At 65.3% G+C, this 7306-nt stretch carries 7 protein-coding genes; 5 read left to right on the plus strand and 2 right to left on the minus strand.

The genetic code is table 11. The features are described 5' to 3' along the window. The first annotated feature begins 17 nt into the window (after window positions 1-17). The 3 genes from argF to argH all read left to right on the plus strand — a co-directional run bounded on the left by argF (window position 18) and on the right by argH (window position 3758). Window positions 18-947, plus strand: coding sequence for an ornithine carbamoyltransferase (argF, locus tag E3T38_RS13845; RefSeq protein ID WP_134548714.1), 930 nt, complete (start codon window positions 18-20; stop codon window positions 945-947). 165 nt (window positions 948-1112) lie between these two features. Beyond that, window positions 1113-2312 carry an argininosuccinate synthase gene (locus tag E3T38_RS13850; protein WP_104199964.1) on the plus strand — a complete coding sequence of 400 codons (1200 nt, stop codon included), beginning with the start codon at window positions 1113-1115 and terminating at the stop codon, window positions 2310-2312. Window positions 2313-2321: 9 nt separating this feature from the next. Beyond that, complete coding sequence (argH, locus tag E3T38_RS13855) at window positions 2322-3758, plus strand: argininosuccinate lyase (RefSeq protein ID WP_134548715.1); 1437 nt, start codon at window positions 2322-2324, stop codon at window positions 3756-3758. A gap of 54 nt (window positions 3759-3812) precedes the next feature. Here the strand turns inward: argH and E3T38_RS13860 are convergent, their stop codons facing one another. Continuing rightward, entirely contained in the window at window positions 3813-4412 is a 600-nt protein-coding gene (locus tag E3T38_RS13860; protein ID WP_134548716.1) for a hypothetical protein, read from the minus strand. After that, the gene (locus tag E3T38_RS13865; protein ID WP_134548717.1) at window positions 4409-5029 is read right to left on the minus strand and encodes a DNA-binding protein; all 621 of its coding nucleotides are present in this window, start codon (window positions 5027-5029) and stop codon (window positions 4409-4411) included. The genes E3T38_RS13860 and E3T38_RS13865 overlap by 4 nt, the downstream gene beginning before the upstream one ends. A gap of 145 nt (window positions 5030-5174) precedes the next feature. On the opposite strand from E3T38_RS13865, the gene tyrS reads away from it, so the two are divergent. Continuing rightward, window positions 5175-6476: a tyrosine--tRNA ligase gene (gene tyrS, locus E3T38_RS13870; RefSeq protein ID WP_241984484.1), complete on the plus strand. Its 1302-nt coding sequence runs from the start codon at window positions 5175-5177 to the stop codon at window positions 6474-6476. Between the two features lie 142 nt (window positions 6477-6618). Further along, a complete protein-coding gene (locus E3T38_RS13875) occupies window positions 6619-7158 on the plus strand; it encodes a GNAT family N-acetyltransferase (RefSeq protein WP_134548719.1) in 540 nt (179 codons plus the stop codon). Window positions 7159-7306: the final 148 nt, after the last annotated feature.

Raw genomic sequence — 7306 nt, forward strand, 5'->3', positions numbered from 1 at the left:
CAACCGAAAGTGACACCGTGACCCGCCATTTCCTGCGCGACGATGACATCTCCCCGGCCGAACAGGCCGAGATTCTCGATCTGGCCCTGGAGCTGAAGCGAGACCGATTCGCAGTGCGCCCGCTCGCCGGCCCGCAGACCGTCGCGGTCATTTTCGACAAGTCCTCCACCCGTACCCGGGTGTCCTTCGCGGTCGGCATCGCCGACCTCGGCGGCAGCCCCCTCATCATCAGCACCGCGAACAGTCAGCTCGGTGGCAAGGAGACCGCCTCCGACACGGCCCGCGTGCTCGAACGCCAGGTCGCCGCGATCGTCTGGCGCACCTACGGCCAGGCCGGACTCGAGGAAATGGCGCTCGGCACGACCGTGCCCGTGATCAACGCGCTCAGCGATGACTTTCACCCCTGCCAGCTGCTCGCCGACCTGCTCACCCTCCGCGAACACCGCGGCGACCTCGCCGGCCAGACCCTCGCCTTTCTCGGTGACGGTGCCTGCAACATGGGTCAGTCCTATTTGCTCGCGGGAGCGACCGCCGGCATGCACGTGCGCATCGCGTCACCGGCCGGCTACACCCCGACCGACCAGGTGGTAGCGGATGCGACGGCCATCGCCGCCCGCACCGGCGGCTCGGTCGCTTTGTTCACCGACCCGCGCGAAGCCGTCACCGGCGTCGACGTGGTCATCACCGACACCTGGGTGTCGATGGGCAAGGAAGAGGAGAAGGCCACCCGGCTCGGCGACCTCGGCCAGTATCGGGTCGACGCTACTCTGATGGGCCTGGCGAAGCCGGGCGCCCACTTCATGCACTGCCTGCCGGCAGACCGCGGCTACGAGGTGACTGCCGATGTCATCGACGGGCCGCAGAGCATCATCTGGGACGAGGCCGAGAACCGCCTGCACGCCCAAAAAGCCCTGCTGGTCTGGTTGCTCGCGCAAAACGCGGCCTGACCGTCTGGCTCTCGCCATCTGGTCGGGGCCCGGGCCCGGGGCCCAGTTTATAAACTGGGCCCGCGGACGGGGCCCGGGCCCCGACCGCAGTGCAGGGAGGGCAGGCGGGCGGGGGAACGGCGCCCACAACGTAAACTTTAGACAGATCAAGATTTAGGGAGAAGCATGGCGGAACGCGTTGTACTCGCATACTCGGGCGGACTGGATACCTCGGTCGGCATCGGCTGGCTCAAGGATGCCACCGGTAAAGAGGTCGTAGCCCTCGCCGTCGACGTCGGTCAGGAGGGTGAAGACATGGACGTGATCCGTCAGCGCGCCCTCGACTGCGGCGCCGTCGAATCCATCGTCATCGACGCCAAGGACGAGTTCGCCAACGACTACATCGTGCCGACGCTCAAGGCGAATGCGCTGTACCAGAAGCGGTACCCGCTCGTTTCGGCCATCAGCCGACCGCTGATCGCCAAGTACCTGGCCTCCACCGCCAAGGAGCTCGGCGCCGACAGCGTCGCCCACGGATGCACCGGCAAGGGCAACGACCAGGTTCGGTTCGAAGCGGCCGTCGCGGCCCTCGCTCCCGACCTGACCTCGCTCGCCCCGGTGCGGGACTTTGCGCTGACCCGCGACAAAGCCATCGAGTACGCCGCCAAGCACGACCTGCCCATCATGCAGTCCAAGAAGAGCCCGTACTCGGTAGACCAGAACGTCTGGGGTCGCGCTGTCGAGACCGGGTTCCTCGAAGACCCGTGGAACGCGCCGATCGAGGACCTTTACACCTACACCCAGGACCCATCGGTCACTCGCGCCCCCACTGAGGTCGTCATCTCCTTCGAGCAGGGGGTGCCCGTTGCCATTGATGGCAAGAAGGTCACCCCGCTGCAGATGATTCAGTTGATGAACCGCCTCGCTGGTGACCAGGGGGTCGGCCGCATCGACATCGTCGAGGACCGCCTCGTCGGCATCAAGAGCCGCGAGATCTATGAGGCGCCGGCCGGCATCGCACTGATTGCTGCGCATGAAGAGCTTGAGAACATGACCGTGGAACGTGACGTCGCCCGCTACAAGCGGGGCGTCGAGAGCAAGTGGGCCGAGCTCGTCTACGACGGTCTTTGGTTCTCGGGTCTGAAGAAGAGCCTCGACGTGTTCATCGAGGACACTCAGAAGCACGTGACGGGCGACATCCGCTTGAAGATGCACGCCGGCACCGCCGTCGTCACCGGTCGTTCCAGCACGACGAGCCTGTACGACTTCAATCTCGCCACCTACGACACCGGCGACTCCTTCGACCAGTCCATGGCCAAGGGATTCATCGAGCTGTGGTCGTTGCCGAGCAAGATCGCGGCCCGCCGCGACGCGACCAGCAAGTAGGGCGCCCGCGTGTCGAGTGAGAAGAACGCGAACCGCGCCGGAGCGGCGGGCGCCCTCTGGGGTGGCCGTTTCGCCGGGGGGCCGTCGCCGGAACTGTCGCGGCTGAGCAAGTCGACCCAGTTCGACTGGATGCTGGCCGAATACGACCTGCAGGGCAGCCGCGCGCACGCACGGGCTCTGGCCGCCGCGGGGTATCTCACCGACACCGAACTCACCCAGATGGTTGGCGCGCTCGAAGAGCTCGAGCGCGCCGTCATCGCCGGCGATTTTCTCCCCGCCGATGCCGATGAAGACGTGCACTCGGCGCTGGAGCGGGGTCTGATCGGTATCATCGGCGTCGAGATCGGGGGCAAGCTCCGCGCTGGCCGCAGCCGCAACGACCAGGTCGCGACGCTCGTGCGCATGTGGCTGCGCGACCACGCCGCCATCCTCGCCTCGCTCGTCATCGAACTCATTGATGCCCTCGCTGCCCAGGCTGAGGCGCACGAAGGCGCCATCATGCCCGGCCGCACCCATCTGCAGCACGCCCAACCGGTGCTGCTCGCGCACCACCTGCTGGCGCACTGCTGGCCGCTCGTGCGTGACCTCGACCGCTTCGCGGACTGGGGTCGGCGAGCGGATGCGTCTCCCTACGGTTCCGGCGCCCTCGCCGGTAACACCCTCGGTCTCGACGCGCATCTCGTCGCCGCTGACCTCGGCTTCGCCGCCGTGGTCGAGAATTCCATCGACGGCACCGCGAGCCGCGACCTGGTCGCTGAATTCGCCTACATCACCGCACAAATCGGCATCGACATGTCGCGGCTGGCCGAGGAGATCATTCTCTGGAACACCCGCGAATTCGGTTTCGTCACCCTCGACGATGCCTACTCCACCGGCTCGTCGATCATGCCGCAGAAGAAGAATCCCGACATTGCCGAGCTCGCTCGCGGTAAGTCCGGCCGCATGATCGGCAACCTCACCGGGTTGCTCACCACCCTCAAGGGTCTGCCGCTCGCGTACAACCGCGATCTGCAGGAAGACAAGGAGCCGGTTCTCGACTCGATCAACACCCTCGAAGTGCTGCTGCCCGCTTTCACCGGCATGGTCGCCACCCTCACTTTTCACACCGAACGCATGGCCGAGCTCGCTCCGCAGGGTTTCTCCCTCGCCACGGATGTCGCGGAGTGGCTGGTCAAACGCCATGTGTCGTTCCGTGACGCGCACGAAATCACCGGTTCTTTGGTGAAGTTCGCTGAGATCAACGGACTCGACCTACACGAAGTCGACGACGAGGCGTTGCTCTTGATCTCGCCGCACCTCGTTCCCCAGGTGCGCGAAGTGCTCACCATCCGCGGGTCGGTCGAGAGTCGTGACGGCGCCGGCGGAACCGCTCCGGTACGCGTCGCCGAACAGCGTGCCCACCTCGTGGCCCGCGTACGCGACCTGACGGCCGTCCTGAGCCGGTAGAGCAGGCCGTATCGGCGGCGCGAACCTGTGACGGTGAGTTGCTAAACCGGCAGGCTAGGCGAGCGCCATCGGCACGAGGGCGGCGCACGCGCACGCCCAGGTGAGGCTCGACAGGGTGCCGATGATGAACCGTTCGCGCGATTCGGCCGCGGCCAGCTCCGTGAAGCGACCCACGCCCTTGATGGCGACGACCACGGCGATCGCTTCGGGAAAACCGGCCAGGATCGCGCCGGCAACGGCAAGGCGTTCCAGGATGCCGATGGTCACCCCGCCGCGCAGTACCTCGTGCGTCTCCAGGTCGCTGACCCCGGCCATGGTCGGGGCCGGTTTGCCGGCGTTCAGCACCATGATTCCGCCATGCTGGCCCGGCGGTACCGAGTTGTTGGTGGCGAGATCAAGCGCCAGTACTGCAACCGGGCCGCCTCCGATCACGGCGAGGGCGAGGGCGAGCATGCCGATCACGATACCGAAGGCGCTCGGGCCGGTGCCAACGGGCACCGCGGCGAGCACGAGGGCAACGACGAGACCGCCGATGGCCGCAATCGCGAAAAGCTGTCGGTGCAGTTTGAAGGCGATCGCGGCGCAGGTGAGCGAGGCGAGCGTGACCAGGAGCAGGGCGACCCAGTAGAGAAATGTGAGGACGGTGAAGGTCATTCGGAATTATCCGTTTCATTCGGGCGATGATCGAGCTGCTCCAGCAGCCTAACCAACGCCGGCCGCGCGGCCTGCTCAACCCGGTACTGCGCCGCTTTGAGTCGTTGGCTCACGGCACCGGTCGTGATTTTGAGCTCTGCAGCGATATCGGTTTGGGCCAGGCCGCGTTCGAACAGGTCGCCGGCCTGCCAGCCTTGGCGGGTTCGACGTTGACGCAGCAGCAGGATCATGGTGAAGAGCGCCTCAATACCGGGGGAGTCGGCATGCGTCGGATCGACCTCGAGAGCAAAGTGCGCCTCGGTTCTCTTAGCGCGCAGCACGGCGTCGCGGGCCGCGATGAAAGCGCCGCCGGTGGCCTGTCTGGTCGACGCCGGTAGGGGAGCGCGCACGGTTCCGACACCGAGCCCGACGCTCCAATGGCCGGAACGATGCAGCGCGAGAATCGCGTCGAGCGTGGGCCGGGCCGCCGATAGGAGTAACTGAATCTCATCGCCGGCGGTTTGGTCGGGCGGCAGGCTGAACGCGTCGGGGCTCTGTGCCACGAGCTGCGCGATCATCTCGCGCGCGCGATCGTGATCGTTACGGCTGCCGATCTGGTCGGCGGTGATGACAAACATGGTCCCAGGCTCCGTCCTGCATTCAATGTAGTTAAGTCCACAGGCTAAATCTATTTGATTGTAGTCTCTAACCTAAATTACACCGGCAAAAGCACGGATGCTGCGGATACTTCGGAGAGCTGGCCCGGCTGATAATCTAAAGCGCGTGTCAGACCCCACCATCCTCGCCCAGCAGACCAATGATCCCTCCTTCGACTCGGTGTGGGAGGAGATCAACTGGCGCGGCCTCGTGCACGTCTCCACCGACGAGACCGAGCTCAAGGCGCTGCTCGATGGTGACCCGATCACCTATTACTGCGGATTCGACCCGACCGCGCCGAGCCTGCACCTCGGCAACCTCGTGCAGCTCCTGCTGATGCGGCGCTTGCAGCTGGCCGGGCATCATCCGCTGGGACTGGTCGGCGGCTCGACCGGACTCATCGGCGACCCGCGCCCCACAGCCGAGCGCACGCTCACCCCCACCGACACCGTCGCGGAATGGGTGGGCTACCTGCAGGCGCAGGTCTCGCGGTTCCTCAGCTCCGAGGGCGACAACGCCGTCACCCTGGTGAACAACCTCGACTGGACCGCGCCGCTGTCTGCCATCGATTTCCTACGCGAAATCGGTAAGTACTACCGCGTGGGCACCATGCTCAAGAAAGATGCCGTCAGCGCGCGCTTGAACTCCGACGCCGGCATCAGCTACACCGAGTTCAGCTACCAGATACTCCAGGGCCTCGATTACCTGGAGCTGTTCCGCAGCTATGGCTGTGTGCTGCAAACCGGCGGCAGCGATCAGTGGGGCAACCTCACGAGCGGAACCGACCTCATCCGTCGCGCCGAAAGCGGCACCGTGCACGCCATCGGCACCCCGCTCATCACCAACAGCGACGGAACCAAGTTCGGCAAGAGCGAGGGTAATGCGGTGTGGCTCGACCCGAACCTCACGAGCCCCTACGCGTTCTACCAGTTCTGGCTCAACACCGACGATGCCGACGTGATCTTTCGGCTCAAGGTCTTCACGTTTCTCTCCCGGCGCGAAATCGAGCGATTCGCCGGGCTCGTCGAAACTGAACCGTTCCGGCGTGAAGCGCAGCGTCGGCTCGCCCTCGAAGTGACCAGCCTCGTGCATGGGCACGCGGCAACGGATGCGGCCATCCACGCCGCCGAGGCACTGTTCGGCCAGGGCGACCTCGCCGAGCTGGATCCCGATACCCTCGAGGCTGCCCTGCGCGAACTCCCGCACACCACGACGTCGCCGCACGCCACGGTGCTGCAGCTACTCGTCGACACCGAACTCTCGAAGAGTATCGGTGACGCCCGACGGGCCGTGCAACAGGGTGGGGTGTACCTGAACAACGAGAAGGTCACGAGCGTCGACCTGACCATTGAAGGATCGGTGCTTCCCGGGGGAGTAGCGGTTTTACGTCGCGGCAAGAAAACGCTTGCGGGAATTTTCGTCGAGTAGTGCGTTCTCGGCGGCGCAGTCATCCGCTACCGGCTCGGTTTAACGCGCAGCCCCCCCGAATATCCCTCCCGCAGCGGTAGTCGACGTTGTCGAGGGCGGGTCGGTTGCGCAGGGCAACAGGTGGGGATGGCAAGATGTCGTCGTGGAAACTCTTCGAACCGAACGCCTGCTGCTGCGCCCCTGGACTCTGGATGACACCGACTTTGTTTTCGGGCTCTACTCGCTATGGTCTGTGCAACAGCACATCGGGTTGCATCCGCGCGTCATGACCTCGCGCGCCGAGGCGATCGCCGTTATCTCGCGCTGGCAGGGCATGGAACATCCCATCCATGCCATCAGGGCGGTAACGGATGCCGACACCGGCGAGATCTTCGGCAACCTGCTGCTCAAGTCCATCCCGGCATCGAGCGCGGCGACACCGCTCGAGCCATCGGGGGACACCGAGATCGGCTGGCACTTTCACCCGAACGCATGGCGCCATGGCTACGCGACCGAAGCGGCAGCGGCTGTACTGGCTGAAGGCTGGAAAACCGGACTTGACCGCGTTGTTGCCGTCACGACTCCGAGTAATCGCCCGTCACAGCGTGTCTGCCTACGCATCGGTATGACGCACAACGGCAGAACCGACCAGTACTACAACTCCGTGAGCGAACTCTTCGTGGCCGCCGCCCCCGAGTCATAACCAGCTCTCCCAGAGACAAGGCCCGGCCAGCGCGGGCCGGCGTTCGCTTGGGGGAGCGGATGCTGGTGGTGCGACACGCCCGGGTGGGGGGCGTTTTGACGGGTGGGTGTGGTGGCCGTAATGTATCTATACGTACCCCAAAGGTGCG

It is taken from the genome of Cryobacterium sp. Hb1, assembly GCF_004403585.1.
Classification (GTDB): Bacteria; Actinomycetota; Actinomycetes; order Actinomycetales; family Microbacteriaceae; genus Cryobacterium; species Cryobacterium lyxosi.